The organism is Bacillus sp. 16GRE42 (genome assembly GCF_019837435.1).
Lineage (GTDB): Bacteria > Bacillota > Bacilli > Bacillales > Bacillaceae_G > Bacillus_A > Bacillus_A wiedmannii.
In genome coordinates, this window is sequence record NZ_JADAXF010000004.1 from 256476 (window position 1) to 282331 (window position 25856).

Annotated in this window: 22 protein-coding genes, 1 pseudogene and 1 riboswitch; of the genes and pseudogenes, 12 read left to right on the forward strand and 11 right to left on the reverse strand. The window is 37.2% G+C overall.

The genetic code is table 11. The features are described from left to right. Positions 1-209: 209 nt before the first annotated feature. Together ILS93_RS21840 and speD are read left to right on the forward strand one after the other, a co-directional pair. Positions 210-1457 carry a polyamine aminopropyltransferase gene (locus tag ILS93_RS21840; protein ID WP_222661250.1) on the forward strand — a complete coding sequence of 416 codons (1248 nt, stop codon included), beginning with the start codon at positions 210-212 and terminating at the stop codon, positions 1455-1457. Positions 1458-1484: 27 nt separating this feature from the next. Beyond that, positions 1485-1856: an adenosylmethionine decarboxylase gene (gene speD / locus ILS93_RS21845; protein WP_064476183.1), complete on the forward strand. Its 372-nt coding sequence runs from the start codon at positions 1485-1487 to the stop codon at positions 1854-1856. A 93-nt stretch (positions 1857-1949) separates the two neighbouring features. Here speD and ILS93_RS21850 read toward each other — a convergent pair. The 4 genes and pseudogenes from ILS93_RS21850 to ILS93_RS21865 form a co-directional block, all read right to left on the reverse strand. Then, positions 1950-2117: pseudogene (locus ILS93_RS21850) on the reverse strand (DUF3021 family protein); the annotation flags it as partial. A 109-nt stretch (positions 2118-2226) separates the two neighbouring features. Beyond that, positions 2227-2544, reverse strand: a complete 318-nt coding sequence (locus ILS93_RS21855; protein ID WP_064476181.1) for a PTS lactose/cellobiose transporter subunit IIA — start codon at positions 2542-2544, stop codon at positions 2227-2229. Positions 2545-2553: 9 nt separating this feature from the next. Further along, a complete protein-coding gene (gene celB / locus ILS93_RS21860) occupies positions 2554-3855 on the reverse strand; it encodes a PTS cellobiose transporter subunit IIC (protein ID WP_064476180.1) in 1302 nt (433 codons plus the stop codon). Between the two features lie 14 nt (positions 3856-3869). Continuing rightward, the gene (locus ILS93_RS21865) at positions 3870-4172 is read right to left on the reverse strand and encodes a PTS sugar transporter subunit IIB (protein WP_048563423.1); all 303 of its coding nucleotides are present in this window, start codon (positions 4170-4172) and stop codon (positions 3870-3872) included. Positions 4173-4396: 224 nt separating this feature from the next. Here ILS93_RS21865 and ILS93_RS21870 point away from each other — a divergent pair, with 224 nt between their 5' ends. The 3 genes from ILS93_RS21870 (at position 4397) to ILS93_RS21880 (ending at position 7361) form a co-directional block, all read left to right on the forward strand. Then, positions 4397-5614, forward strand: coding sequence for a dicarboxylate/amino acid:cation symporter (locus tag ILS93_RS21870; RefSeq protein WP_000649365.1), 1218 nt, complete (start codon positions 4397-4399; stop codon positions 5612-5614). Between the two features lie 164 nt (positions 5615-5778). Next, on the forward strand, positions 5779-6936 hold the full coding sequence (locus ILS93_RS21875; protein WP_064476179.1) for an acyltransferase: 1158 nt from the start codon (positions 5779-5781) through the stop codon (positions 6934-6936). A 44-nt stretch (positions 6937-6980) separates the two neighbouring features. After that, complete coding sequence (locus tag ILS93_RS21880; protein WP_098103009.1) at positions 6981-7361, forward strand: VOC family protein; 381 nt, start codon at positions 6981-6983, stop codon at positions 7359-7361. 40 nt (positions 7362-7401) lie between these two features. Here ILS93_RS21880 and ILS93_RS21885 read toward each other — a convergent pair whose 3' ends face one another. Next, a complete protein-coding gene (locus tag ILS93_RS21885) occupies positions 7402-9402 on the reverse strand; it encodes a YhgE/Pip domain-containing protein (RefSeq protein ID WP_222661252.1) in 2001 nt (666 codons plus the stop codon). Between the two features lie 135 nt (positions 9403-9537). Between ILS93_RS21885 and ILS93_RS21890 the strand changes: the two genes are divergently transcribed. Then, positions 9538-10422: a LysR family transcriptional regulator gene (locus ILS93_RS21890; protein ID WP_064476176.1), complete on the forward strand. Its 885-nt coding sequence runs from the start codon at positions 9538-9540 to the stop codon at positions 10420-10422. Positions 10423-10477: 55 nt separating this feature from the next. Here the strand turns inward: ILS93_RS21890 and ILS93_RS21895 are convergent, their stop codons facing one another. Together ILS93_RS21895 and ILS93_RS21900 are read right to left on the reverse strand one after the other, a co-directional pair. Next, the gene (locus ILS93_RS21895) at positions 10478-11563 is read right to left on the reverse strand and encodes a transcriptional regulator (RefSeq protein WP_142289377.1); all 1086 of its coding nucleotides are present in this window, start codon (positions 11561-11563) and stop codon (positions 10478-10480) included. Positions 11564-11654: 91 nt separating this feature from the next. Next, positions 11655-11804 carry a hypothetical protein gene (locus tag ILS93_RS21900; RefSeq protein ID WP_000283173.1) on the reverse strand — a complete coding sequence of 50 codons (150 nt, stop codon included), beginning with the start codon at positions 11802-11804 and terminating at the stop codon, positions 11655-11657. A 254-nt stretch (positions 11805-12058) separates the two neighbouring features. Here ILS93_RS21900 and cydA point away from each other — a divergent pair, with 254 nt between their 5' ends. From cydA to ILS93_RS21915, 3 genes are all read left to right on the forward strand, one after another. Continuing rightward, complete coding sequence (gene cydA, locus ILS93_RS21905) at positions 12059-13414, forward strand: cytochrome ubiquinol oxidase subunit I (RefSeq protein ID WP_064476174.1); 1356 nt, start codon at positions 12059-12061, stop codon at positions 13412-13414. Beyond that, a complete protein-coding gene (locus ILS93_RS21910; RefSeq protein WP_064476173.1) occupies positions 13407-14432 on the forward strand; it encodes a cytochrome d ubiquinol oxidase subunit II in 1026 nt (341 codons plus the stop codon). Before cydA ends, ILS93_RS21910 begins: the two co-directional genes overlap by 8 nt. A 313-nt stretch (positions 14433-14745) precedes the next feature. Beyond that, positions 14746-16104, forward strand: coding sequence for an arsenic transporter (locus tag ILS93_RS21915; RefSeq protein ID WP_048560350.1), 1359 nt, complete (start codon positions 14746-14748; stop codon positions 16102-16104). A gap of 253 nt (positions 16105-16357) precedes the next feature. Here the strand turns inward: ILS93_RS21915 and thiC are convergent, their stop codons facing one another. Further along, on the reverse strand, positions 16358-18118 hold the full coding sequence (thiC, locus tag ILS93_RS21920; protein ID WP_064476172.1) for a phosphomethylpyrimidine synthase ThiC: 1761 nt from the start codon (positions 18116-18118) through the stop codon (positions 16358-16360). A gap of 111 nt (positions 18119-18229) precedes the next feature. Further along, a riboswitch (TPP riboswitch) is annotated at positions 18230-18345 on the reverse strand. A 71-nt stretch (positions 18346-18416) separates the two neighbouring features. Beyond that, the gene (lldP, locus tag ILS93_RS21925; RefSeq protein ID WP_222661255.1) at positions 18417-20072 is read right to left on the reverse strand and encodes an L-lactate permease; all 1656 of its coding nucleotides are present in this window, start codon (positions 20070-20072) and stop codon (positions 18417-18419) included. Positions 20073-20356: 284 nt separating this feature from the next. Here lldP and ILS93_RS21930 point away from each other — a divergent pair, with 284 nt between their 5' ends. Further along, the gene (locus tag ILS93_RS21930; protein ID WP_064476170.1) at positions 20357-20674 is read left to right on the forward strand and encodes a magnetosome magnetite crystal formation protein family; all 318 of its coding nucleotides are present in this window, start codon (positions 20357-20359) and stop codon (positions 20672-20674) included. Positions 20675-20792: 118 nt separating this feature from the next. Here ILS93_RS21930 and ILS93_RS21935 read toward each other — a convergent pair whose 3' ends face one another. Both ILS93_RS21935 and ILS93_RS21940 read right to left on the reverse strand, forming a co-directional pair. Continuing rightward, entirely contained in the window at positions 20793-21284 is a 492-nt protein-coding gene (locus ILS93_RS21935) for a metal-binding protein (RefSeq protein ID WP_064476169.1), read from the reverse strand. Between the two features lie 50 nt (positions 21285-21334). Then, on the reverse strand, positions 21335-21700 hold the full coding sequence (locus ILS93_RS21940; RefSeq protein ID WP_064476168.1) for a YkvA family protein: 366 nt from the start codon (positions 21698-21700) through the stop codon (positions 21335-21337). Positions 21701-22246: 546 nt separating this feature from the next. Here ILS93_RS21940 and ILS93_RS21945 point away from each other — a divergent pair. Both ILS93_RS21945 and ILS93_RS21950 read left to right on the forward strand, forming a co-directional pair. Further along, positions 22247-24175, forward strand: a complete 1929-nt coding sequence (locus tag ILS93_RS21945; RefSeq protein ID WP_064476167.1) for an LTA synthase family protein — start codon at positions 22247-22249, stop codon at positions 24173-24175. A 648-nt stretch (positions 24176-24823) separates the two neighbouring features. Then, positions 24824-25708, forward strand: coding sequence for a D-amino-acid transaminase (locus tag ILS93_RS21950; protein ID WP_081257338.1), 885 nt, complete (start codon positions 24824-24826; stop codon positions 25706-25708). The last annotated feature ends 148 nt before the right edge of the window (positions 25709-25856 follow it).

The following is a 25856-nucleotide window of genomic DNA, read 5'->3' on the forward strand; positions in this document are numbered from 1 at the left end:
CACGCTTTTAACACATAACTGTATGAAAATAGATTAGTGTTTAGTTGTCTAGTTGTATTCAAAACAAAAAAACACTAAAATTTTTTTAGCGTGAAAATCTAGTGAAAAAATAAACCTCTCTTAAACACATTCTTCTATCTATTGTCCAAGCCACCTCTACTAAATTACATAGAATAGAATAAAATAACAAAATTCGAAAGGGGATTCCTATGCCAAAACATAGAAAACAGAACAAAATAAAGATTTATAGAATAACAAGCTATAAAAAAGACAAGCGTTCTGAATTAGACTCTGACAAATTTGAACTAGAACAACAGGAAATAGAAAATAAGCAGGATAAGCAAAACAAACAGGACAAGCAAAACAAACAGGACAAACAAGACAAGCAAAACAAACAAGACAAACAGGACAAGCAAAATAAACAAGACAAGCAGGACAAACAGGACAAGCAAAATAAACAGGACAAACAGGACAAGCAAAATAAACAAGACAAGCAGGACAAGCAAAATAAACAAGATAAACAGGACAAACAAGAACAATTGGAACCTATAATAGAAACAAGTTCACACAACTTAGATGTATGGGATGCAATTTCTCTACAACAGATACAAAATGGCGAGCATACGAGTTTATTTGCAGAACAAAGTAATTATCAAAATATTACTTTGTTACAAGTAAGCGATGTCCGTTTATATTTAGACAAACAACTACAATTCAGTTCCGTTGACGAACAAATTTATCATGAAGCCCTTGTGCATCCGATTATGTCAAAAGTAATTGATCCAAAACGTGTTCTCATATTAGGTGGTGGCGATGGCCTTGCCTTACGAGAAGTTTTGAAGTATGAAACTGTGCTACATGTAGACCTTGTTGACTTAGATGGATCGATGATTGATATGGCTCGTAATGTTCCTGAATTAGTTTCTTTGAACAAAAGCGCATTTTTTGATAATCGTGTGAATGCACACGTATACGATGCAAAGAAATTTCTGAATTCTCCTTCCTCTTTATACGATGTAATCATTATTGATTTTCCAGACCCAGCGACAGAGTTGTTAAGTACTTTATATACAAGTGAACTTTTTGCTCGTATCGCTACGTTTTTAACAGAAGATGGCGCGTTCGTCTGTCAATCTAATTCACCTGCTGATGCACCCCTTGTATATTGGAGTATCGGTAACACAATTGAACATGCTGGATTAACTGTGAAAAGTTATCATACAATCGTTCCTTCTTTTGGAACTGACTGGGGATTTCATATTGCGGCTAATTCTGAATATGTACTTGATCAAATTGAGCAATTATATGTTGTACCAACTCCTCAAACATTACCTTCTCTTCTTTCTCCCTTATTTCAATTTAAAGAAGAACATCTCGAACAGCGTAACCTTGCCCTTTTAAATTCAGAATCAAACCTTATCCTACATCAGTGTTATAAAAAAGAAATGGAGTTTTAACGATATTATAGTGAGGAGTGCTATCTTATGGAATACTCTACTTTCGGTAAGCATATAATAGTAGATTTATGGGGAGTGGACTTTTCCCTATTAGATGATGTTCACTTTTTAGAATATCATTTAGTTACCGCTGCTGATCACTCAGGTGCCCATGTTTTAAACGTAAGTGCAAAAGAATTCGAACCGTACGGTGTTACTGTCTTAGTTTTACTATCAGAAAGCCACCTTTCTATTCACACTTATCCAGAAAAAAACTTTGCAGCCGTTGACTGTTATACGTGTGGTACGACCGTTGAACCGCAAATAGCGATTGATTATATCGTAAGTATATTAAAACCAAATGAGATGAATATAAAAAAACTAATTCGTGGTATAGGAGAGATTGTTACAACCGATTAATTATCACTCTTACTCATTTGTGAAAAAGGAGGATTGTAAATACCATCAGTGGAACGACCATTCCACTGATGGTACAGAAACATACATATTTTTTCACCTTAATTGATGGTTTAATCTCTCGATTTTTCGCTTCCAGTATAACATCATCATAAACCATATAATGAAGTAAATAACAATAAAACTTCCTATACAAACAAGAATCGGACCGAAACGATTTGAAACCCATCCAATCCAAATGGCTGTAGGCAAAAATGTTCCTATTCATTTTTACATAAACCTGGAAATAATAAATATAATCCTGCGTAAGTGGTTTTTGTTTCGTCATAACTGTCTCTTAATACAACATAAAAAAACCTTGCATACGCAAGGTTCATTCAGACATCGACATCTTCCTATATAATTCTACAAATTCACTCGCTAATTCCTTCACCGTAATTGCATTCATTAAATGATCTTGCGCGTGCACCATCAGAAGGGTAACTTCGGTCTTTTCACCACCAGCTTCTTTCTGTATGAGATCCGTTTGTACACGGTGTGCCTCTTTTAATTCATCTAACGCTTCTTGTAATTTAGCTTCTGCTTCTGTAAATTCCCCACGCTTTGCGCAATCAATTGCTTCCATTGAACAACTTCTCGCATTTCCCCCATGCAAAATTAAATGAAAAGCTTTCGTCTCTATCGTATCCATTTTACTTCTTTACTCCCCCTTTTCTTCCGCTACTTTTTGTTTATCCCATATTTTTAAGAACGGTAAATAAATGAAGAATGCAAGCGCAAAATTAACAAGTTGTAACACAACACCTGAAATTTTCCCACCCGATCCTAAATATCCGCTAAACAGAATCGGTGTCGTCCAAGGAACAGCAGCCCCGCTCGGACGAGCAACTAATCCCCATTCCATTGCAAAGTAAGAAACAATTGTTAACACAACTGGAACCAATATAAATGGAATTAGTAAAATTGGGTTCATGACAATCGGCATACCAAAAGTTACCATCTCATTAATGTTAAATATACCAGGTGCAATTGACAATCTACCTAAACTTTTTAATTGCTGACTTCGTGCAAACAATAACATTCCAATAACTAAAGCAAGTGTCGCACCAGATCCGCCCATATAAATCCATAAATCAAAAAACTGTGCAGTAATCGTATTTGGTATATCTTGCCCTGCTTGGTAAGCAACTCGGTTTTGATCCATTAACGACAACCAAACCGGACTCATTACACCACCAACAATAGTAGCTCCATGAATTCCACATGACCAAAGAACATGAACGAGAATAACAGCTATTATTGCGCCCCAAAGACTAGCACCAAGTACACTAAGTGGTTCCTGTAAAATTTGCCCCACAATATTATGGATACTGCCAAAAGAAGTATTTTCTATAATTAAGCGTAAAATCCAAATAACCGTTACAACAATAAATCCTGGAACAAGCGCGGCAAATGAACGTGTCACAGCTGGCGGAACTGTCTCTGGCATCTTTATAATTATCTTTTTTTGTACAATAAACCGATAAAGTTCAGTAGATATAAGTGCAATAATCATTGCTACAAATAACCCTTGGCTTCCCATTAACGCAGCTGGGATAGCACCTTCTACAAGTACACTCTCTTTTGTACTTGGTATAATATATGCAACTTGAAATGGCGTCGCAAGTAAAAACGTCACAAGCGACAATGCCCCGGATGCTAAAGCGTCCACTTTATAATATTCTCCAAGTCTGTAAGCGATTCCAAAAACAGCTATTAAAGCCATTATATTAAAAGTTGCACTAACTGGATACCCCAAAGCCCTCTGCCAATTCTCCCCAAACAAACCTGCCATAAAATCATTATAACCTGGTATTGGTAAAGCACTAATGATGAGGAAAAATGATCCTATAATTAAGAAAGGCATCGTCAATACAAGTCCATCACGAATTGCTAGCAAATGCCTCTGTTCTGCAACCTTTCCCGCTACTGGCATTACATATTTCTCTAAAAACCGTATCATCTATCCCACTCTCCTCATGGTTTCATTGACAAAGCTGCTTGTAAGATAGCTTCTCCATTACAAAGCCCGTAATGGACAGATTGAATGACATCAACAGGTACTCCCTTCTCCTTACATAACTCTTTCATTTTCGGTAATAAATAACGTACTTGTGGTCCAAGTAAAAGTACGTCAGCTTCATCTATGTGACTATTTACTTCAGAACCTGATACTGCCCAAATCTTTACCTCTATCCCTTTTGCCTCTGCTGCTTTCTCCATTTTAGTAACAATCAAACTGGAAGACATTCCCGCTGCACAGCAAAGTAAAATATTCATCCCTTTTCCCTCCCCCCTTTTTCCAAACCTAAGTTACGGTGCATCCTTTGCCACCACTAGGTTACAAATATATATGTCTAGATTTCCTGCTGTATGCCGAGCTCAAAAACAAAAATTTCTCGTTTTTCACGCTATTCCATCTATCGGTATTTTCCTAGTAAAGAGGGCTCTAACTCGCTATAATAATTCAGTATGATTTTTTTAATTGATAGGAGGATATATTTATGAAGGCATATCGCTTTCCGCTTATTTTATTATCTTCTATCCTAATTGGTGGTTTCATTGGTTATTTCATGGGTGCCGATGCCGTTGCTTTAAAGCCGCTTGGTGACATTTTCTTAAACTTAATGTTTACGATTGTTGTACCTTTAGTGTTCTTTAGCATCGCGTCATCTATTGCTAATATGGATGGATTAAAACGTTTCGGTAAAATTATGTCTAGTATGGCTGGAACTTTCTTATTTACAAGTATTTTAGCTGCTATTTTTATGATTATTGTCGTGAAAGTATTTCCGCCAGCACAAGGTGTTGTATTAGAACTAACGCAGCCCGATAAAGCTGAAAAAGCTGTTAGTGTTGCGGATCAAATTGTTGGTATTATAACAGTATCTGATTTCTCGAAGTTACTATCTCGTGAAAATATGTTAGCTCTTATTTTCTTCTCTATTTTAATGGGGGTTGCAACTTCAGCAGTTGGTGAAAAAGGAAAACCATTCGCTACATTCTTACAAGCTGGTGCAGAAATTTCAATGAAAGTTGTATCTTTCATTATGTACTACGCTCCAATCGGACTTGCTGCTTACTTCGCGGCATTAGTTGGTGAATTCGGACCACAACTTCTTGGAACTTATTTCCGAGCAGCAATGGTATACTATCCAGCGTCTCTCATTTACTTCTTTGTATTCTTCACGTTCTATGCATACCTTGCGGGTCGCAAACAAGGTGTACAATTATTTTGGAAGAACATGGTCTCTCCTACAGTTACATCTCTTGCAACTTGTAGTAGTGCCGCAAGTATTCCAGCGAACTTAGAAGCAACGAAGAAAATGGGTATCTCTTCTGACGTTCGTGAAACAGTTGTCCTTCTTGGATCTACACTTCATAAAGACGGATCTGTTTTAGGTGGCGTATTAAAAATTGCTTTCTTATTCGGTATTTTCAACATGGAATTCGAAGGACCGAAAACATTAGCAATTGCACTTGTTGTTTCTCTATTAGTAGGAACAGTAATGGGCGCCATTCCAGGTGGTGGTATGATTGGTGAAATGTTAATCGTTTCTCTATACGGCTTCCCGCCAGAAGCATTGCCAATTATCGCAGCAATTAGTACAATCATTGATCCTCCTGCAACGATGTTAAACGTAACAGCAGATAACGCTTGTGCCGTAATGACAGCTCGCCTTGTAGAAGGTAAAAACTGGATCAAAAATAAATTTGCTTAATAAAATGGAAAGAGGATGCTCCAAACGAGCATCCTCTTTTTTGTTGTGATAAATATATCGAAATAATCCATTCCGCCACAAATTTGTTATAATCTTCACAAATATTCCACACCTATTATCCATTCTCCGTACTATAATCATGTATGGAAAAGGAGATGGACATAATGACTCAAAGCGCACCAGAATTTAAAATTTTGCAAAGCATTGCATTCCTTGCTGTCGTTTTGCAAAGTTCCTTATTATACACAATGCATCAAGGAAATGTCTTACTTGAGCAATCCCTCATTATGGGCATGCTATTCAACCTTGCAAAATTTTCAGCACCTGCATTCATATTTATCGTTGGCTTTCACTTAATTCGGCAATATACAAAGCAACTAGCCTACACAGAATATATTTATGAAAAAGCCGCACATTTACTCATTCCTTATTTCTTCTGGTCTATCCTTTACTTATTAACAACAAACGATATGATTACACTACAAAGCGGAATAAAAAGTTTATTACTCGGAACAGCCGCGCCCCATCTTTGGTACGTGATTATGATGTTCCAAATTCATTTATTGTTCCCTTTGCTGTGCACACTATTTTATTGGTTTCAAAAACGAATAGAAAATAAAAAAGACATATATCAATATATGACCATCTTTGCTTCTCTATATTTCCTCTTAATGTGGTATTCTTCTCACTACATTTTTAATGGAGAGAAATTGACTAGCTCAACCATTTTACATTATACAGATCGTTCCTTCTTCTTCTACTCATTCTATTTCGTCATGGGAGGAATCGCTGCTGTCGCACTAAAAACTTGGCGTTTATTTGTCATGAAACATATCCCGCTTATAACAATGTTATTTTTCGTCTTATTTCTATTCATCAATTATGAGTTATTTAGTTTTTACGGAGCAAACTCTATTCATTTAACCGTTTCGACTTATTTAAAACCGTCTATGTTTTTATATATTGTATGCGAAATTATCATACTTTACGTTCTGTCTATTACAATCGTACAGCGACGCGGTTTCTTGTATAAAGCTTTACGATTTATCGGGAATTACACATATGGTGCTTATTTAGCTCACTTTTTCTTCTTACAACTATGTACAAAATTTCTTTCTTTATTTACACTGCAAGAAAACACAATATTATATAGCCTATTATTATTTACAATAACGGCCACAATCTCGATTTCAGCAATGGTCATTTGCAGTACACTACCATTTCACACATGGATTACAGGGCCTTCCCCTACGACAAATATGAAATGGGCTAAGATTGTACTTCGGAAAAATCAAGAAAAAGTATTCAAACCATATCTTTGATATAATAGAATTCCATACAAGAAAAGAAAGTAGGACACACACCTATGATTAATCAAATTGGACAAATTATGTTATATGTAAATAATCAAGATGAAGCAGTACAATTTTGGACTGAGACAGTAGGATTCCAAATGATTGCAGAAGAAAATAACGGACAAGGGTTTCGCTGGATTGAAATTGCACCAACGAAGGAAGCAGGCACAAGCATCGTCCTTCACGATAAAGCGTTAATTGCGAAGATGCAACCTGAATTAAACTTACATACGCCTTCACTTATGTTCTTCTCTAATAACTTAGATCAACTGTATAAAGATCTTTCTGAGAAAAACGTTATAGTTGGACAAGTTGTAGATTTACCTACAGGTAGAGCATTCAACTTTGCTGATAATGAAAATAATTACTTTGCGGTAATGGAACGTAAATAAAAAAGGAGCTATCCTAAAAAAACGGATAGCTTCTTTCATTTTAAGAAACTTGTTCTGCATTCGTTTCCCTATGTTGTATATGACTCGTGATCCAAGCAATTCCGCCAGCAACAACGAGATAGCATAACAATATTAAAATTTGCATTTGTAATTGTAACCAATCTCCTAAAGAGATAACATCTTGTAATCCTCTAAGAGAATGGGACATTGGGAGAAACTGTCCAATTTTGCTAAGAACAGCTATATTTAATTCTCCTGGGAAAGTCCCTCCGCTCGTCGCTAATTGCAGGACGAGAAGTGTTACTGCTAAGAACTTTCCAACGAGACCAAATACCGTTACTAACATAAGAATAAATGTCATGAACGTAAAGGAAATAACGATACTTGATAAAACAAAGAGTGGCACACTTGCAACTTCTAATTTCATAACTCCTAGCACAGCCACATCCACAAGTAATGCTTGAATAAGTCCAATTAAATATACCAATCCTAGTTTATTAATAAAATGTACTGTTCCGCTTACCTTCATATTTTGTCTACGGCCAAGCGGTAAAATATTCGATGCCATAATTCCACCAACATAAAATGCCAGTGATAAAAAGTATGGTGCAATGCCTGAACCGTAGTTAGGCACATCAGAAACTGTCGACTTCACTAACTGAACCGGCTCTGAGAACATCGTATTACGGGCATCATCATTGCGAACATCCGCTATCTTCTCTGCGCCCTCTCCTAATTTTGTAGAAAGTTCTTTCGCACCATCGTCAAGTTTAACAAGTCCGTTCGTTAACTGATCAGCCCCGTGATTCAGCTCTGTTCCGCCACTTGCAAGATGATTTACACCTTCTTGCAGGGATGTAAATCCATTTCCCCACTTCGTAAATCCATCTGCTACATTTGCTGCACCATCTGCTATCTTTTTCGTTCCAGCAGTAGCTTCGCTTAACTTAACTCCGAATGTATTCATACCTTCTTCAATCTTATTCTGACCTTCAGCGAGCTTCTTCGCTCCTTGTGTCAATTGTTGTTGGCTATTATTTAAAGTGTTTACTGCTTTAGCTAATCCGTTAGAAGTAGCAATCATCTTTTGAAAAGCAGGATCTTGCTGCACTTCCGGATGACTTTTCACGTACTCTTCTAATTGTTGTTTTACACTATTTGCTGCATTGTCCGCTTTCACTTGCCCTTCAGCAAGTTTCTCACTTCCGTTCACCCATTCATTTGTACCAGCACTTAATTCACTAACCCCTGATTGTAAAGTTTTTTCACCTTGAGCTAATAACGCCATACCACTATGAAGTGAGGTTGCCCCTTCACTCAGCTCATTTGCGCCGCCACTTAAGGCAGATTGGCTAGAAGCAAGTTTTTCACTTCCCTCTTTCACTTTTGATGCCCCGTCACTTAAACGATGAATACCATTTGCAAGCTGATTCGCCCCATTTTTTGCATCTGTCGTTCCTTCATGCAGCTTCTCAGCACCATTACTTGCATCACTCAATCCTTGTGCCAAATCTTGAAACTTTGAAAAGACACCTTCTGTATAAGATTTCGTAATACTATTTGAAATTTTTGTTTTCATATTTTCAACAGCTGTCGTTCCAATTTGAGCTGCTACAAAGTTTTTACCCGGATTTACTTTGTACTGAAGCTGCGCTGGCTCTGGTTTCTCATCCATAAGTGTACTTACCTTCTTAGAGAAATCCTCTGGAATCGTAACGACCATATAATACTTATCTTCTTTTAACCCTTCATCAGCATTTTTTTCTGACACGAAATGAAAAGCTAGTTCCTTATTCTCTTTTAAATTTTTGACAAAATCGTCTCCTGCATGAATTGTTTTTTCATCCATCGCAGCACCTTTATCTAAATTTACAATTGCAACAGGTAATTTATCTAATCGTCCGTATGGATCCCAATATCCAGCTAAAAAGAATCCTGAATAAATTAAAGGAACGATTAATAAAAAAATTAAAGCGATACGTCCATGTTTATGATGCCACATCGCTTTCCAATCTTTAAATATAAGTTGAATTCCCTTCATGAAACATACTCCTTCTCCTAATTTAACACCATTAGAATGGTTTAACAGATTTACTATACACGCCCATTTTCATACTGTATAATACATCTTTAATTATCAATTCATTCCTTTTGGTCTATAGAAAGGAGAGTCAAAATGGAACTTCTTCAATTAAAATACTTTCAGACAGTCGCACGATTAGAACATATGACAAAAGCCGCTGAAGAACTGCATATCGCACAACCTTCACTTAGCAAAACAATCGCTAGATTAGAAAAGGACTTAGGCGTCCCGCTATTTGATCGCCAAGGTCGACAGATTACATTAAACTCTTTTGGGAAAGTATTTTTAAAACGAGTAGAGCGCATTTTTCATGAATTAAGTGAAGGCGAACGAGAAATTAAAGATTTAGCTGAATTACAACAATGCTCTATTACACTGGCCGTTTCTATTCCGAGAATATTACCAGAACTACTCGGTTCTTTTTTACTAGAACATCCTAACGTTCGATTCCAACAATTTCTCGCATCTACTCCTTCTATGAAGCGACAACTAGATAATATAGAAATTGACTTTTGCATTTCTTCTGTTCCAATTGAAGCCGAGGAAATTATGTGGGAACCACTTATTACAGAAGAAATTTTCTTAGTTGTCCCTTCAGGTCATCGTTTATCAGGACGCGAAAGTATCCATCTGCATGAAGTAAAAGACGAACCATTTATTAGTATGAACACTGGTTACGGATTTCGGCACTTAACGGATGAATTTTGTAAAGAAGCTGGCTTCACTCCACATATTGCTTTTGAAGTAGATGAACCGACCGTGATTAGCGACCTTATTAAGCAAGGTCTCGGCATCGCCTTTGTCCCAAGTTTAACTTTATTAAAAAACTCTACTTTAGCATTAAATAAGTTACGTATTATTGAACCGCATTGCGAGAGAACTATCGGATTAAGTTGGTCGAAGAAACGCTACTTATCAAAAACCGCTCAACAATTCCGTAAATTCGTAATTGACTACTTCTCCAATATTAGAACGTAAAATTATATTGACTTAGTAAGAAATAAAAGGTGCCACCCCCAAAGGGTGACACCTTTTATTTCTTACTCTTCTCCAATTCCATTTCCGCTAAAAGCGGCAATACGTTATCGAAAATATGCGTATTATTATTTTCACCTGTTACATATCCACCGTAATATCTACTAAATATATTGTCATTTCGGAATGTGGCCATATGATCATATAATTCCTTTGCAAACTTTGTATCACCTGTTTGTAGTACGTACAAGATCGTTAGTCCGTATGCGGCTGGCGATTCATAATTCACAGTTTGTTTTCCCGTTTCTAAATTGTAACGACCGTATAGCTTTCCATCCTTCTGGAACTTCTTCTTGATAAATTCCAAATAAGCATCTGATGAAAGGCCACCTAAACTTCGATGATATGCAACGTATGATTGGTCAATAAGATTTACTTCTTTATCGTACGTAAATGTACCATCTTCTTTATACTCTTTTGGGAATGCCCAGCCATGCCTTGGATAATCCGCTAAAAATTGAACGACTTCCTGATATTGCTGAGCAGAAACTTTGCCGTACTTTTTCATATACGAGAATGCGTGTGGATTTATGTATGATGTAGTTGCAAAATTATTTTGTTTACCTGCATCTGCATCATAATAATCAACGTAATAATTATCTTTCCTATTATAACGAATTACAGCGTCACTCAATTGATCTGCCAAATTTTTATAACGCTCTTCCTTGTACATATCATAAGCACGATATAATTGTTCTATAATACGAAGATCATCTATAAGTGCATTTGTAGCTGACTGCATTTCTCCCTTTTCAGAGATTTTCCATATAACAATATGATCCTTATGTACAAAGCTATTTTGAATAACCTTAACTTGTTCATCGAATAACGCTTGATCGTCTTTATCCAATGTATATTGTAGCCATAGTCCTGCTGATTCCGATAAAGCTTCACGGCCTTTCGCTTCACCCGTACCTGCCTTTGTATCCGCTAAACGATATGTGGCAAGCGTCCCATTTTCATTCACCATATGTCTTAAAATAAAATGTTCTGTACGGTTTCCTTGTATAGCTGACCAAAATACAATGCCACCTAAAGCGATTAAGAGAATAACTCCAATCCCTATATATAAACGTTTCCGCAATCTTTTCACCTCCCTAATAAGGCTAGCCTTAATTTTACCAGAACATACGTAAAATTAAAAAAGACAATCTATTAGATTGTCTCCCGTGCCTCTATCCCTCACAAGCCTCTTTAGAAGGTCTATATAGCGATGCCACAAGTCGATCATATTCACGACGCGTAATCTCTTTATTATACAGCTTCAATAATAAATCTCTATGCTCTTTTGAAAATGCCATCTTTTTAATGACTTCAGGATACATAAAACATCCTCTCCATTTCACATAAACTTCTTCACCTCGAAAAACAGAACTTATGTTCGCATAAAAGATTATAAAATATTCCTCACTAAAAAACAAACAAAATATTATTAAAAATTAACTTCTTTCTATTTAGAATATTCAAACATTATATTACCATACCCACTTTTTAAATACATATATATTTTTGGTAGTTTTTTTGAATAAATCTTCCAATTCAATCAGAAAATAATGGCAAAAAGAAGAGGAGTTTACATATGGATACGGTAACATTAGCAAGAGCATTTTTTGGTTCTTCATTAGCATTCCACATTATCTTTGCAACACTTGGTGTCGGACTTTCATTAATGATTTTTATAAGTGAAATACTCTATCACTGGAAGAAAGATTCCGATTACGCCATTATGGCGAAAAGATGGACGAAGGCTTTTGCCATCCTTCTCGGTGTAGCAATTCCAACTGGAACAATTGTTGGTGTGCAAATCTCACTTCTTTGGCCTGGTTTTGCCAAAATTGTTGGACAGGTTATTTCTGTTCCCTTTCAAATTGAGATTTTCGCCTTCTTTTTAGAGGCTTTGTTCATGTCTATTTATGTATATGCAGCTGACAAACTACCTCCATTCATGAGATTAATCTCGCTATTCTTCGTCATGATTGGTGCCACGGCATCTGCCGTGCTTATTACATCAGCAAATACATGGATGAATACACCCGCAGGCTTTTCAATGGGACCAGATGGATCAGTTTTTAACGTTGATCCATGGAAAGCTTTCTTTAATCCGAGTTTTGGCACAAGCGCATTCCATGTTGTGATTACAGCCTACGCAACTGGAGCTGCCGTCATTGCCTCTATCGCTGGATTTAAATTATTAAAGAAGAATTTAAGTGAACGTGAAGTAGCGTATCATAAAAAAGGACTACTGTTAGGACTCGTCGTGACATTTATTACAGGTGCTACGATGTGGCTTTCGGGACACGAATCGGCGATTGCCTTACATAAGCATTCCCCTGAAAAACTTGCATCTGCTGAAGCTTTATTTGAAACGACATCACATGCACCGTTATCAATTGGCGGAGTTGTAGATCCTAACACACTTGAACTAAACTATGCACTAGAAATTCCGAACATGCTTAGCCTATTAGTGGGACTCGACCCTAGCACCGTCGTAAAAGGACTAAAGGAATTCCCACAAGAAACATGGCCACCATTTTACACACATACACTATTCAACTTAATGGTCGGCACTGCTGCCTTTACTTTTGCAGTTGCAGCAATCGCCCTCTTATATTGGTACTTTGTTTACCGAAAAAAAGGTGCAGAATTACCGAAGTGGCTTCTTTGGGGAGCTGCCGCATGTGGACCAATTATGATGCTCGGTATTGAATTCGGATGGATTTTCAGCTGTAGTGGTCGTCAACCGTGGACCATTTATGGTATGCAACGGACAGTCGACGCTTCTACACGCGCTGATTTTGTCGGTCCTTTATTTATTCTATTCATCATTTTATATATTGGACTCGGCATTTTAACAGTTTTTGTACTACGGACATTCTTTAAGAAACATCCGCTTACAAATGATTTACATCACGAAGGAGGCGATTCTCGTGCATGAGGAAAGTATTGCAATCATCATCTTATGGGCTCTTATTTTCGTATATAGTATATTAGGGTCCATTGATTTTGGAGCAGGTTTTTGGGGCATGGTATACGCAAAACATCCAACGCTTGCTGCCAAGCTTGCCAATCGATACTTATCACCCACTTGGGAAGTAACAAATACATTTCTCGTCTTTGTCGTTGTCGCTTTTCTCGGTTTCTTTCCGAAAGCTGCTTTCACCCTTGCGACAGTGATGTTCGTGCCAGTTATGTTAATTTTAATACTCATTGCAATTCGCAGTACATTCATGGTATTTGCTTACTCTCTGCCAAAGTATCAATTCCTCCTTCGGGTTATTTCAGGTATTACTGGGCTCTTAATTCCAGCCTTATTAATTACCGTGTTACCCGTTACAGAGGGGGCTTATATTACAATGACTGAAGGAAAAGAAGTACTCCTGTATGGAAAACTTCTTTCTAGCCCAGTTATCTACTGCTATATGCTCTTTGGGCTAACTTCGGAACTATTTCTCTCCTCTCTCTTTCTCGCAGATTTTGCGAGAGAGCAAGGTTCAGAAGATTCGTATAGAGTTTATAGAAGAAACGCCATCATCCTCGGTCCTGCAACACTCGTTACGGCAATTATCGCCCTCGTTGTAATGGATCCGGAAACACACTGGCTTATGCAAGGACTCATAAAGCAATTCCCATGGTTTACAGTTTCTATCGTTTTATTCGTTATCGGATACTCTTCTCTTTGGTGGACAAACAAGAAGTATGGCACACTAGGATACCCTCGCATTGCCGTTTTAGCAGTCGTCGCTCAATATGCATTTGCAAGTTACGCTTACGGTGTCGCGCATTTACCTTATATTATTTATCCTGATGTAACTGTATTTACAAGTTTTACAACGCCAGAAACATTCTATGCATTGCTTATCCTATACGCAATTGGAATCGCAATTTTACTACCAGGATTTATTTTCTTCTGGAATTTATTCTTGAAGGATCGAACTTTTTTGAAGGAAAAATAATATATTCGGGGGAGTCTGTTCCAAAAGGCATTTTGGGATGGACTCCTTTTTTCATGTTTTGTCGATAAGTTGATATATTTCAAAAATCACTGATGAAAATTTCATTTACTATCTTACTGCCCCCAACAATTTATAGACTCCTCTCACAATAGTTATTTCACTATTCGTGACACTTGTCCTTTAGCTTGAAAAACACATATTGGCTTTATTCCATTATATGTCTAGTTCTTCTTATTTTTTGCTGAATATACTATCAATACAAACTTGAGACAAGCTACATTTGCTCAAGGGAAAATAGAAAGGTAGGCAAAATATGAGCATTGAAATATGGATTACTATTATTGTATTCTTCTTAACAATGATTGTTGTCTTTTGGCGGCCTCGTGGCTTAAATGAGGCGTGGCCAGCAGCAATTGGTGCTGGCATTATCCTGATTACTGGACTTGTATCAAAGCCAGACGTCATGGACATTATCAGTAAAATTGGCGGTGCCTCCATAACAATATTAGCGACCATCGTTATGGCGGTTATATTAGAAAGCTTCGGCTTCTTCCACTGGTCCGCAGCAAAACTTGCAAACTTAGCAAAAGGCTCCGGTCGCCGTTTATACTGGTATATTCAATTATTATGTTTTCTTATGACTCTTTTATTTAATAACGACGGTAGTATTTTAATTACAACTCCAATCCTAATTTTACTACTGAGAAACCTTAAATTAAAACCTCATCAACAAATCCCTTATTTATTAAGTGGTGCTTTAATCGCCACTGCCTCTAGTGCCCCCATTGGTGTAAGTAATATCGTAAACTTAATCGCATTAAATATTGTGAATATGACTCTTTATATGCATACTGCTATGATGTTTGTACCTGCAACATTAGGATTATTATTTATGTCATGGCTTATGTACACAGTTTTAAAGAAAAAACTACCAGAGAAATTACCTGTTTCTTCATATGATATCGAAGAAATGTTCTTCACGAAAAACTTCCATCCGTTAAAAGGAAAAAATTCTGTTGATACGAAACAAAAACGGACAAAATTCATGCTAAAAGTATTAGGTTTCGTCTTCCTTATGCGCTGTCTACTTTTCGTTGCATCCTTCTTATCCATCCCAATCGAAATTGTTGCCGTACTCGGTTCACTCGTTCTTCTCATCTGGAGATGGTACTACTTACGAACAAACCCTGTCGACATTTTAAAAAAGACACCGTGGCACATTTTAATTTTCGCATTCTCTATGTATGTAATTATTTACGGGCTTCACAACGCAGGGTTAACAACGGTGCTTGTAAATTGGCTTGAACCAGTTGTAAGTCAACATCTACTCTATGCTAGCTTTGCAATGGGAGGACTCGTTTCTCTCCTCTCTAACGTCTTCAATAACCATCCTGCACTTATGATTGGTACAATCACATTAACAGAAATGGGACTAGACCCAGTCACATTAAAAACTATCTACCTGGCAAACATTATTGGTAGTGACATCGGTTCACTATTATTACCAATCGGTACGTTAGCTTCCCTCATTTGGATGTATATCCTGAAACAAAACAAAATTAAAGTAAAATGGAAAGACTATTTAAGTGTATCCCTTATCGTTATTCCTCTCACAACAGTCGTCACATTATTCCTCTTATACTACTGGGTACACCTTTTCTTCGCCTTATAAAGTGAAACTTTAATCAGTGGGGGTTTTCTTCATCCCCCACTGATTATTAGTTGAACCAATCGGACTTTTATGGGCAGTTGATCCCCCACCTAACTTCTTTGCTTTCGCTGAATTTTGAGTTGGGGGTCTTACTGCCCATTAAAGCGGGATAAACAACAGAAGCCCCCTTTGCTACCGTCTTAGCAAAGGGGGCTTCTTCTATATTTAAGTTAGGTACTACAGTGTGATCAATCAAGTAAAGAGGTGTAACGTATTATTGGTATAAATGACTACCAGTGTCTTTAAATTCTTTCGCTTTCTCTTTCATCCCTTTTTCAATTGCTTCTGTCGTTTCTAAATCATTGTCTTTTGCATATTCACGAATATCATGTGAAATTCTCATACTACAAAACTTCGGTCCACACATTGAACAGAAATGAGCCGTTTTCGCGCCTTCTGCTGGCAATGTTTCATCGTGATATTCCATCGCACGTTCAGGGTCTAAAGATAAATTAAATTGATCGCGCCAACGGAATTCAAAGCGAGCTTTTGAAAGTGCATCATCACGCTGATGAGCCGTTTTGTGCCCTTTCGCAAGATCAGCTGCATGTGCAGCGATTTTGTACGTAATAACCCCCGTGCGAACATCATCTTTATTCGGTAAACCTAAATGTTCTTTCGGCGTTACATAACAAAGCATCGCCGTTCCAAACCAGCCAATCATCGCCGCTCCAATTGCCGATGTAATATGGTCATAACCTGGTGCAATATCTGTCGTTAACGGCCCAAGTGTATAGAACGGCGCGCCCTGACAAATATCAAGCTCTTTCTCCATATTCTCTTTAATTAAATGCATCGGTACATGCCCAGGCCCTTCAATCATCACTTGCACATCATGTTTCCAAGCAATCTTCGTTAATTCACCAAGTGTTTCAAGCTCAGAAAACTGTGCTTCGTCATTTGCATCTGCAATCGAACCTGGACGTAATCCATCTCCAAGAGAGAACGAAACGTCGTACTGCTTCATAATTTCACATATCTCTTCAAAATGAGTGTATAAGAAGTTTTCTTTATGATGGAATAAACACCACTGTGCCATAATTGAACCACCACGTGAAACGATACCTGTCGTACGCTTTGCAGTAATCGGAATGTAACGAAGTAATACGCCCGCGTGAATCGTAAAGTAATCAACACCTTGCTCAGCTTGCTCAATTAACGTATCACGATACACTTCCCACGTTAAATCTTCTGCAATTCCGTTTACCTTTTCAAGCGCTTGATAGATCGGTACAGTCCCAACTGGTACAGGCGCGTTACGAATAATCCACTCACGCGTCGTATGAATATTTTTACCTGTAGATAAATCCATAATCGTATCCGCACCCCAACGCGTTGCCCACGTCATCTTCTCTACTTCTTCTGCAATTGAAGAAGATACAGCAGAGTTTCCGATATTTGCATTGACCTTCACGTGAAAGTTACGGCCGATAATCATCGGTTCTGCTTCCGGATGGTTAATATTCGCTGGTAAAATGGCACGACCTTCCGCGATTTCCTTACGAACAAACTCAGGCTCTACTCCTTCACGAATCGCAACATATTCCATCTCAGACGTAATGATACCATTACGTGCATAATGCATTTGCGTAACATTTGCACCATGCTTTGCTCTAAGCGGCTGACGATCCATTTGCGGGAAAACAGGCGTATGTTTCAAAGCCACTTTCACACCGTCATCCTCTGGTTTTACTTCGCGCCCTTCGTATGCTTCTACATCTCCGCGCTCCAGGATCCAAGAGTGGCGCGGCGCCTGCAGCCCCTTTTCCAGTTCCACTTTATAAGCAGGATCTGTATAAGGACCGCTCGTATCATATACACGAATTGGCGAATTCGGAATACCGTTCGTTTCGCTTTGTTCAATCTCTCGCATCGGCACTTTCATACCCGCGCGTGGTCCATCCACATACACTTTCTTACTTCCTGGTAAACTCGATTTCAATTCAATTTGCTCAGCTGAAACAGACTGTTTCATAACCTTTGTTGCCCCCCTGTACGTGACAAGGACGAGATATGGCCAGCGTATGCCAAAATAAAAAGAGCCAGGTCCATAAAAAAATAAGGACCTGGCTCATAAAGACATCATTATGTAAGCCGTTAACTTCCCTACGCTGGTACGAGCCAGATCAGGTCCAAAGGGTTAAGAAGTTCACACGCTTCTCTCTCAGCCTACGCATACGTTAGGCACCCCTAGTTTATCACTGATTTAATTTTCAATACTTTCCCATCATACACGATAATCTGAAAAATGCAAAGTTTATTTCTTTTGTTGTTTATGGAATCATCCACGTTAAATAATATGCCTGTACATACGTCATAATACCAACAATAATTACGAAGAATAAACTATGCTTCACTGTAAAGCGGAATAAATCTGATTCTTTTCCAGCAAGTCCAACTGCCGCACAAGCAATCGCAATTGATTGCGGAGAAATCATTTTTCCTGTTACACCGCCCGTTGTATTTGCTGCAACGAGAAGTACTTCAGATACACCGACTTGCTGCGCTGTAATCGCTTGTAAATTCGAGAACAGTGCATTTGCTGACGTATCGGATCCTGTTAAAAATACACCGATCCAGCCTAGGAATGGTGAGAAGAACGGGAATAGTCCTCCAGTGCCTGCAAGTGCTAATGCTAATGTAGAAGATAGACCAGAATAGTTTGCGATAAACGCGAATCCTAATACGAATCCGATAGACAGAATTGGCATCTTAAGCTCATGTAACGTTTCTTTAAATGTTACTACTGCATCTTTTGCATTCATTTTCAAAATAAAGATAGAAATGATACAAGCAATTAAAATGGCTGTTCCCGTCGCTGATAAAATATCTAATTTCAAGATTGCTTCATAAGGCGTCGGTTTATTTACAATTGGCTCTGCTTTCATTACTAAATTGTGTAAGCCTGGAACTTCAAACTTAAACACAAGGCTTTCCAAAGCACCACCTGAAGCAAATAACGCTTTAAAGAAACTTTGGCTCCAAATGACTACCATCACAGTTAAAATAATGAATGGAGACCATGCTTTTACTACTTTTCCTACCGTTAGTTTCGGCATAGATATCGCCGTTGCTGCTACTTCACTATTTGCTTCTTTAGACTGATAGATTTCTTTCGGCTGCCAAACTTTTAAGAATAGCGATAAACTCACTAAACTTACAAGTGCTGACGTAATATCCGGAAGTTCTGGCCCTAAGAACGTCGCTGTAATGAATTGCGTAATTGCAAATGAGCTACCGGCTACAAATAGAGCTGGCCATGTTTGTCTTACTCCTTTAAATCCATCCATTAAAAATACGATAAAGAACGGAACAAATAATGATAGAAACGGTAATTGATGTCCAGCCATTTGTCCAATTTTATGTGGATCAATACCTGTTACTTGTCCAGCAACTGTAATCGGAATTCCCATCGCTCCGAACGCTACTGGTGCCGTATTTGCGATTAAACAAAGACCCGCTGCATATAAAGGATTTAACCCAAGACCTGCAAGAAGCGCTGCGGTAATCGCTACTGGTGCACCAAATCCTGCTGCCCCTTCCAAAAATGCTCCAAATGAAAAACCGATTAAAATAACGAGTAAACGATGGTCATTTGTAATTGATAATACAGATGCACGAATCACATCGAATTGACCTGTTTTCACAGATATTTTATATAAAAATACCGACATAATGATAATCCAAGCAATTGGCCATAGTCCGTATAAGAAACCATATCCCGTCGCTGCCATCGCCATCGTGAACGGCATCTTATAAGCGAATAACGCCACTAAAATTGTAAGTACAACTGTAATAAATCCTGCCACATACCCCTTCATGCGGAAAACTGCTAAAGCTAAGAAAAAAAAGATAATCGGAATAAGTGCGACCGCTGCCGAAATCCAAATGTTTCCGAACGGATTATAAACTTGTGTCCATGTGTTCATTGTTCTCTCCCCCTAAAGAATCCCCTTTTAAATAGAATAACCTCATCAATAGACTATCAGGTCATCATACCTTTAAACCTAAAATAAAAAAACGTTCAAGAAAACGTTTTCATTAATTCTATCACAACAATTTTCATTTAAAAAGATTTTTTTGAAAATTTTATTATTTCACTAGAAAATCTTACAAAATCGTCACGTTCTTGTAATGTTCATCGATAGTAAGCTTGCCAAAACTATTGCATAATAATAGTATAGCAACGGACATTATTTATGAGGTGATATATATGAACGGAAACAAAATATTAGCAGCTTTATCTTACTTTAGTGTATTATTTGCCCCTATCTTATTCCCTATTATTGTGTGGATTGTAGGCGATGCTGAAACAAAACCACATGCAAAACGTGCTCTATGGACACACATTATTCCAAGTATCGCTACATTCATTGGCGTAACTATTTTAGGAATTATGGGTATCGGATCGGATCAACCAGACGTAACACTTGGAATTGGAGCAATAATTGTCTTATGTATTTGCGGCATTATTAGCTTATACTACTTCATTTGGAACATCGTAAAAGGTATTAAAGTGCTGAAAGCTTAAGTTTAAACAAACGTTTGATTAAAACAGCACGCATCATAATAAATGAAATTTTATCGGCGATACGACAATCTTTTAATAAGAAAAAAACCGTCCCAAAATACCTTTTGGGACGGTTTTTTTATCTTCTGCGTTTCTTCTTTTTTCTCATCATTTTTTTGCGGCGCGTATTCACTTTATCCGCTATAATGTGAAGCGTGCTTGCCACAACAATTCCCATTAAGAACGTTACAATTTCAACCTCATGTTCCTTCGCAATTTCTATTAAATTCCCATCAAGCGCGATTACATTTAATAGGAATAAAAACGGAGAAAACACAATTAACATGTATGCAATACGAATCACATCACCAAGTATAATTGTATGTGTAAAGAAGGAGCGATGCGGCATGACCTTCTTATACGGATACCAAAATATACGTAGGAATCCCCATTTATTATACGCATTACTATATGTATCTAAATCCGGCGTTAAAAATGAAGTACCTACTAAAAAGCCAATTGCAAAAGTTAATAAAAAATCCAAGTTTGTTAATCCATACGAAAAGAGCATAAACAAAACAACCGGAAGGGATATTAAGTTTATTTTCGTATGCGTTCTTCCTGATGGCATAATGCACTTCCTCGCTTACGTTCGCCCTGTCACCATATGACAGTTCTCACCTATTGATCTAATTTCTGATCGATAAAGGATGTGTCTATATCCGAACCAAACCATTCTGCCAACTTCACTCGTGCCTTATCTTTCACCTCTTCATTGACGTATAACGACGTTTGTAATAGAGCAGCCATTAACGCCCCTAAATCATCTGTATAACCAACTCCAGCAATAAAATCTGGGATGGCATCAATTGGTGCAATAAAATAAGCAAGTGCTCCAATCACAATAATTTTCACTCGCTTTGGAACATCAGGTCTTTGCAAAACGTAAAACAATAATAAACTTGCATAAATAACCGACTGTCCTGCTTGCTTTGCAACATGTTTTGCTTTCTTCCAAAACGCTTCAACTGAAAATTTTTGTTCCATGTAAAAGCCTCCCTATTTTTTAAAAGAAATAAGCTACAATATGTTATCAGTAAAAGTTCATCAAAATTACACATAATCTATCAATGAACTTTCATTGTAACAAACAAACGAAAAAAGAACAAGTGTTCGTTAATTTTTACATATTTCTCATCATATAATAGGTTTCTAGATAGCCGCTTACCCATTGTCATTTCTTATTTCTCAACAAAGAAAATTTTCACTTTCACTTAACATTCTGCTCTACCTTTGTTATATTTTCTAGTTGACGGACATAAAAACGAATGTTAAAGTTTTCTCTGGTAGTGACAAATCTTATACAAAAAATGTAAAATGTTATAGTGTTTCTCAGAAATGAATTTTGTTGTATAATACAGAAATGACGTTATGCTTATGAGCAACACAAGAAACCAAAAGGGTATGCATAGTTATAGTCGTATATGGGTGAATATAGAACCTCTAATTATGGCCAAGAAAACTATGTATTTTTTATTTTAGCATTTTTCGCTCCAAAATCGACCAAGCCTGATAGAGAAAGGGTGGAAATGAATGAAAGAAACCTTGAAATCACAATTTCAAAATGTGCGTTTCACTGTATTCGTAGCTTTAGCTTTATGGCTAAAGACGTACCTTATTACACGCACAAGCTTTGATTTAAAACTTGAATCTTTCATGCAAGAATTCATTTTATTCCTTAGCCCATTAGCAGCATCATTACTGCTTGTTGGTCTTGCATTATTTGCAAAAGGGAAAAAACGTAACTATATAGCACTTGGAATTAATTTTGTTTTAACAATCGTTCTTGTTGGTAACGTAATGTTCTACGGATTCTACAATGACTTCGTTACTTTACCAGTACTAGGACAAACATCTAACTTTGGAAGTTTAGGTTCTAGTGTGAAAGAATTGTTTAACTACAAAATTATCCTTGCATTTGCTGATATTATTGTATTCTTCATTTTATTGAAGAAGATGAAGAATTTTGCACCGACAGAGCGTGTAGCACGCCCAATGCGTTCCCTATACTTCGTGTCAACAGTTGCTATTTTCTTCGCAAACTTAGGACTTGCAGAAGCTGAGCGTCCTGAACTATTAACACGCTCATTCGACCGCGTTATGCTTGTTAAAAACTTAGGTTTATATGTACACCAAGTATATGATCTTGGCTTACAAGCAAAATCAAGTTCACAAAAAGCTTTTGCTGACGGTAGTAAATTACAGGAAACAGAAAACTACGTAAAAACAACGCAAAGCAAACCAGATCCAAATATGTTTGGTACTGCAAAAGGGAAAAACGTAATTGTTGTCTCTCTTGAGTCATTACAAACATTCTTAATTGGTGCAACAGTTAACGGACAAGAAGTTACACCATTCTTAAACCAATTTACGAAAGAAAGTTATTACTTTGATAACTTCTTCCATCAAACTGGGCAAGGAAAAACATCTGATGCTGAATTCTTAGTAGATACTTCAATGTATCCACTAGACCGTGGTGCTGTATTCTTCACACACGGTAATAACGAATATACAGCAACTCCAGAAATTTTACGTGAGCAAGGATACCACACATCAGTATTCCACGCGAACAACGCAACATTCTGGAACCGTAACATTATGTATCCGGCACTTGGTTATGATCGTTATTACAACGAGCTTGACTACAAGATTACGCCAGAAACGAAATTAAATTGGGGATTAAAAGATATCGAATACTTCGATCAATCTATCGATATGTTAAAAGAAGTGAAGCAACCGTTCTATACTCGCTTCCTTACTTTAACAAACCATTACCCATTCACTTATGATGACAGTACGAAATTAATCGATGAATACAATTCTGGTGATGGCGTATTTGACCGTTACATGGTAACTGCTCGCTATTTAGACGAAGCAATGAAACACTTTATTGAGCGTCTAAAAGCAGAAGGTATTTACGACAACTCAGTTATCGTATTCTACGGTGATCACTACGGTATTTCTGAAAACCATAACCGTGCAATGGCACAGTTCTTAGGAAAAGAAGAAATCACTACATTTGACCATATGAACTTACAAAAAACACCGATGTTTATTCACGTTCCAGGTCAAAAAGAAGGTAAAACAATTTCAAAACCAACTGGTGAAATTGACATTAAACCAACAATTCTAAACTTACTTGGTGTAGATTCTACGAATCAAGTTCAATTCGGTCATGATGTATTCTCACCAGACAATAAAGGATTCGTTGTTCTTCGTGACGGTAGCTTCGTTACAGATAAGTACATGTACACGAACAGTACATTCTACGACCGTAATACTGGCGAAGTTGTACAATTACCAAAAGAAGAATCTCAACCACTCATTGATCGTGCCCAAAATGAATTGAACATGTCTGACAAAATCATTGAAGGTGACTTACTTCGCTTCTCTGAAAGTAACAAGACCAAAACTGGTGAAGTAAAGACGGCTATAAAAGAAGAAAAGAAGAGCGCTGAGTAATCTCAGCCTCTTTTTTTATATTTCTCCATACAATCACTTATATTCATTAACTTTAACATTACATAACCTTTACCAAATATTCACATAGAATTAATGAAGCATCTCTATAATAAAATATGTAAACGAGGTTCTCTATATTTCTTATCTCTCATCTGTAATAAGATCCCTTAAAGAAATATTTGAATCGTTTATTTCTACTTTCTTATAATTGTCTTTCAATGTGTTTTGTTTCCATACACAAAACATTCAATAAGACGATGTCCCTATGAAAGATAGCTACCCTCCTTGTGCAGCATTCCATAAGAATGTTGCTTTTTTTTATTCAAAAGCAGGATTCTTATTTCTCATTTTCGAATTTGTATATACAAAATGCTGTAAAAGTGAAACTTTAATCAGCCCTCACCAATCGGGCATTTACGGGCCGTTATTCGCCCACTTCACTTCTTTGCTCCAGCCGAATTTTTAACAGGAGTTTTACTGCCCACAAATAGCGGGGTAAATCATTACTACTTCTCTACCATTTACAAATACATATACGTCATATGTAAAGAATTACTCACATAAAAATTACTATAAGGACTTTATTCCGCTATTTGTACACAGACCAAACGAATTAAAGCTTCATTTTACTTATGCACTTACGAAAGGATGGGACGAAAATTGGCATACGAAAAATTTGTACTCTGGAATGATGCAGTTATTGATACAACAAAACATCACGCGTACATAGATTTTGAAGAAAGAGGCTTGCAGTTTGGAGATGGTGTCTACGAAGTTATTCGCTTATATAAAGGGAACTTTCACTTATTAGATCCGCATATCACAAGATTATATCGCTCCATGGAAGAAATAGAATTAACACTCCCTTTCTCAAAAGCAGAACTGATTATCCTACTCTATAAACTAATCGAAAATAATAATTTCCACGAGGATGGAACGATTTATTTACAAGTATCTCGTGGTGTACAAGCTCGTACCCATACATTCTCATATGACGTCCCTCCGACAATCTATGCCTATATTACAAAGAAAGAAAGACCAGCGTTATGGATTGAATATGGTGTACGTGCTATATCAGAACCAGATACACGCTGGCTACGCTGTGATATCAAATCATTAAATTTATTACCAAATGTATTAGCTGCTACGAAAGCTGAACGCAAAGGTTGTAAAGAGGCCCTTTTCGTACGAAATGGTACCGTAACTGAGGGCAGCTGTTCTAATTTCTTTCTCATAAAAAACGGAACTCTCTATACACATCCAGCCAATCACCTTATTTTAAATGGAATCATTCGTCAATATGTCCTTTCTTTAGCGAAAACCCTTCGCATTCCGGTACAAGAAGAACTTTTCAGCATTCGTGATGTTTATCAAGCAGATGAATGCTTCTTTACAGGAACGACGATTGAAATTTTGCCGATGACTCACCTTGATGGAACTGCAATTCAAGATGGTCAAGTTGGCCCTATCACAAAAATTCTGCAAAGATCATTTTCTCAAAGCTTGTTACAATCCAATATGTCATCTTCTTAAACACGTATAATTTCTAACCTTTCTACATTCAATATATATATTTAAATGGAAATCAAGGTATAGATTTATGCCTTGATTTTTTTTTGTAATCTTTTTGTCATATTCAGATTACCGCATAAGTCTTGACAGTAATCGACATGCTCTTTAG

Coding starts and splice junctions, on each gene's coding strand:
- ILS93_RS21900 (WP_000283173.1), bottom strand. CDS start 11,804: ATGTATCCTGAAGTCATTAAAAAGATGGCATTTTCAAAAGAGCATAGA.
- ILS93_RS21870 (WP_000649365.1), top strand. CDS start 4,397: ATGAAGGCATATCGCTTTCCGCTTATTTTATTATCTTCTATCCTAATT.
- ILS93_RS21855 (WP_064476181.1), bottom strand. CDS start 2,544: ATGGATACGATAGAGACGAAAGCTTTTCATTTAATTTTGCATGGGGGA.
- cydA (WP_064476174.1), top strand. CDS start 12,059: ATGGATACGGTAACATTAGCAAGAGCATTTTTTGGTTCTTCATTAGCA.
- ILS93_RS21840 (WP_222661250.1), top strand. CDS start 210: ATGCCAAAACATAGAAAACAGAACAAAATAAAGATTTATAGAATAACA.
- ILS93_RS21940 (WP_064476168.1), bottom strand. CDS start 21,700: ATGGAACAAAAATTTTCAGTTGAAGCGTTTTGGAAGAAAGCAAAACAT.
- lldP (WP_222661255.1), bottom strand. CDS start 20,072: ATGAACACATGGACACAAGTTTATAATCCGTTCGGAAACATTTGGATT.
- ILS93_RS21865 (WP_048563423.1), bottom strand. CDS start 4,172: ATGAATATTTTACTTTGCTGTGCAGCGGGAATGTCTTCCAGTTTGATT.
- ILS93_RS21950 (WP_081257338.1), top strand. CDS start 24,824: ATGGGACGAAAATTGGCATACGAAAAATTTGTACTCTGGAATGATGCA.
- ILS93_RS21885 (WP_222661252.1), bottom strand. CDS start 9,402: ATGAAGGGAATTCAACTTATATTTAAAGATTGGAAAGCGATGTGGCAT.
- ILS93_RS21930 (WP_064476170.1), top strand. CDS start 20,357: ATGAACGGAAACAAAATATTAGCAGCTTTATCTTACTTTAGTGTATTA.
- thiC (WP_064476172.1), bottom strand. CDS start 18,118: ATGAAACAGTCTGTTTCAGCTGAGCAAATTGAATTGAAATCGAGTTTA.
- ILS93_RS21935 (WP_064476169.1), bottom strand. CDS start 21,284: ATGCCATCAGGAAGAACGCATACGAAAATAAACTTAATATCCCTTCCG.
- ILS93_RS21875 (WP_064476179.1), top strand. CDS start 5,779: ATGACTCAAAGCGCACCAGAATTTAAAATTTTGCAAAGCATTGCATTC.
- ILS93_RS21890 (WP_064476176.1), top strand. CDS start 9,538: ATGGAACTTCTTCAATTAAAATACTTTCAGACAGTCGCACGATTAGAA.
- speD (WP_064476183.1), top strand. CDS start 1,485: ATGGAATACTCTACTTTCGGTAAGCATATAATAGTAGATTTATGGGGA.
- ILS93_RS21880 (WP_098103009.1), top strand. CDS start 6,981: ATGATTAATCAAATTGGACAAATTATGTTATATGTAAATAATCAAGAT.
- ILS93_RS21945 (WP_064476167.1), top strand. CDS start 22,247: ATGAAAGAAACCTTGAAATCACAATTTCAAAATGTGCGTTTCACTGTA.
- celB (WP_064476180.1), bottom strand. CDS start 3,855: ATGATACGGTTTTTAGAGAAATATGTAATGCCAGTAGCGGGAAAGGTT.
- ILS93_RS21915 (WP_048560350.1), top strand. CDS start 14,746: ATGAGCATTGAAATATGGATTACTATTATTGTATTCTTCTTAACAATG.